Annotated in this window: 2 protein-coding genes; one reads left to right on the top strand and one right to left on the bottom strand. The window is 65.7% G+C overall.

The window, feature by feature from the left end:
* Positions 1-328 (top strand): hypothetical protein (locus KJS59_RS30390; protein ID WP_213457407.1); only part of this gene is annotated, 328 nt, incomplete at its 5' end.
* Positions 329-916: 588 nt separating this feature from the next.
* Here the strand turns inward: KJS59_RS30390 and KJS59_RS30385 are convergent.
* Positions 917-2,116 (bottom strand): ISAs1 family transposase, encoded by a 1,200-nt coding sequence (locus KJS59_RS30385; protein WP_249715171.1) that lies wholly within the window; start codon positions 2,114-2,116, stop codon positions 917-919.
* Between the last annotated feature and the right edge of the window lie 171 nt (positions 2,117-2,287).

The raw sequence follows: 2,287 nt of genomic DNA, 5'->3' as shown, positions 1-2,287 counted from the left end.
CTGCCATGACTCTGTCTGCGACCAGGTCGAGGGCACGGGCCGAATGGGGCTCCAGCTCATCATTCTGACGCGACAGATCGACGACACTCGCTCTCGAAGCTTCCGCGAGTTGCATCCATCGCTCATCATGGACGTCATGCCCAAGCGACTCTGGACTGCCCCTGCCCTTGTTCTGATCATCATTGCCTCACTGATCATGATCTTCAGCGGAAGCCTCGACGGTGCCGCAGCGTGGGCAAACATTATCGCTCTGCCAGTGGCAACCATCGGTACGTATCTGACGCTTCGGGGCTCGGCGCCCGTCTCCGATCGCAAGATCAGTATGTAGTGGACAGCAGGGCTGCCTCGGCCGGTGGCGTTCCAGTCGTGAATCAGAATGGTTACACGTCCAACGGAGACGTCATCCAAGCAGCGCGTGACTACATCGTTCGGGGTCGGCCGGGCTCGGACGGTAGGTGACCAGGTGGTCAATCAGACCGGACACACCACCGATGGAGACGTGGTCCAACCCGCGCGCGACTACGTCCATCATGACTACAGGACGACGAAGAAGTACTACGGTCCACCCCCTAACCCCGATGATCAAGGGGATGACGAAGAGTCGTCGGAATCAGGTTCGGGCAGTGGTGCGGCGGCAGCCGCAGGCGGTGGAGGACTGGGCGTAGTCGCCGTCCTGGCCCTCTTAGCCTCGGTCTTTCATTTGAATGCGAGTTGATAGGTCTTCCTCGATAGGGCGTGTTTTGTCGGCGTTGTGTTTTTCGGTGGGCATGGTGTGGGCCCGGCGCGGGGCCGGGTTCCTCCGTTGTGCTGGGCGAGACGTCGGGTAGCTGGTTCAGCCGGCTGGTCGTGGCAGTACGGCGAGTCGGTTGAATGCGCTGGTCAGGGCGTCTGTCCAGGGCCCACGGCCGTTTCAAGATCATGATGTGAGTTCGAGAATCGTGAAGGGCCTGGTCATGTTGCGGCTGGCCCAGCGCGTGGCTTCGGTGATGTCGCGGCGTCCGGCCAGGCGTAGGGCGTTGATGGCGAGGTTGCGCAGCGAGGCCAGGATGCGGGGGCCGGAGCGGGTACGCACTCTTGAGTGGTCTTCGCGGTAGCAGGTGTCGCGGATCCAGTGCAGGGCTTCGATGGCCCACTGGCCTCGGTTGTAGGCGGCGAGGTCGGCGGGGCTGGCCTGGTCGGGCGTGTGGCTGGCCACGCCGAGTTGGGCGACGGCGGAGATGTGCTGGCCATGGGTGTCGGTGACGTAGCGTTCGATCAGCCAGACCTGGTTGACGTGAGGGAACGGCAGGCCGTCCGGGGCGGGCAGCACCTGGATGGTGCGACGGGTGATCCGCCCGTGCCCGATGTCGGTGCTGCTGCGGGCGATCGGGGTGCTGGTCCAGGGCAGGGTGTCCAGGGCGTCGAACAACGCCCGCCGGTTCTCCTTGACGGGGAACACGAACTGCCCGCCCCGCTGGTAGATGAGTTCGGCGGTCGCCTTGACCGTGTGCAACGCGTCCGCGGTGATGGTCACGCCGTGCAGGTCCAGTTCATTGAGCAGGTCGCGGGCGATGGCCGGCTCGTTCGTCTTGGCCCCGGTGACCTCGGCTTGAGCGAGCACGACCGCCGGTGCGTCAGGATGCGGCCCGCTGGCGAGGGCGGCGAGGAGGTGCAGCTGGTCGACGTCAACGGCCCCGCGCACGGTCTTCCCGTCAAGGCGTATCTGCGTCGATGGTGGGCTGTCACCGGCTGTGGCGGTCTCGCCCACGCTGTCCGCGGTGGCGTCGCCGCGTAGCCTTGCCGTCCACGCCCCGATCGCTGTGTCCAGAGTATCCGGATCGGCGTCGGTGCAGACCCGCCAGATCGTCGACCGGGACGGCCGGCCCGCCGGCGCTGCTCCGGCCCGCTGATACAGGCCGGTCAAGACCTCCTGCGGCACGTCGGCCACCCAGCCCGCCATCGCCGTGTACCCGGTCATCCCTGCCACCGTCGCGGCCGCGGCTAGCGCGAGGACCACCGCGGCCGGGTGATCCCGACCCTGCGACGACCGACCGTCGGAAACCCCGACCAGCAGTTCCAGCAGGTCACGACACGAGTGCGCGACCGAAACATCATCAACCGGCGCCGCTGCCACCATGCCGACAGCGGGAATGACACACTGAACCACGACGAAGCTCCGCCAAGACAAGATCCGTGAGAAGACCTCGTCCTACCGGAGCTTCGTCCCTAATCGACACGCGACACGCCGGTGTGACAACGCCACCACGCGCAGCTACTCATGATCTTGAAACGGCCGTGGTCCAGGGCC

The sequence above is a fragment of the Rhizomonospora bruguierae genome, from assembly GCF_018397995.1.
Lineage (GTDB): Bacteria > Actinomycetota > Actinomycetes > Mycobacteriales > Micromonosporaceae > Rhizomonospora > Rhizomonospora bruguierae.
This window is presented reverse-complemented; position numbering and strand designations above follow the sequence as displayed.

Bases quoted from the DNA above. Each gene is read 5' to 3' on its own strand.
- KJS59_RS30385 (WP_249715171.1), bottom strand. From the start codon at position 2,116: ATGGTGGCAGCGGCGCCGGTTGATGATGTTTCGGTCGCGCACTCGTGT.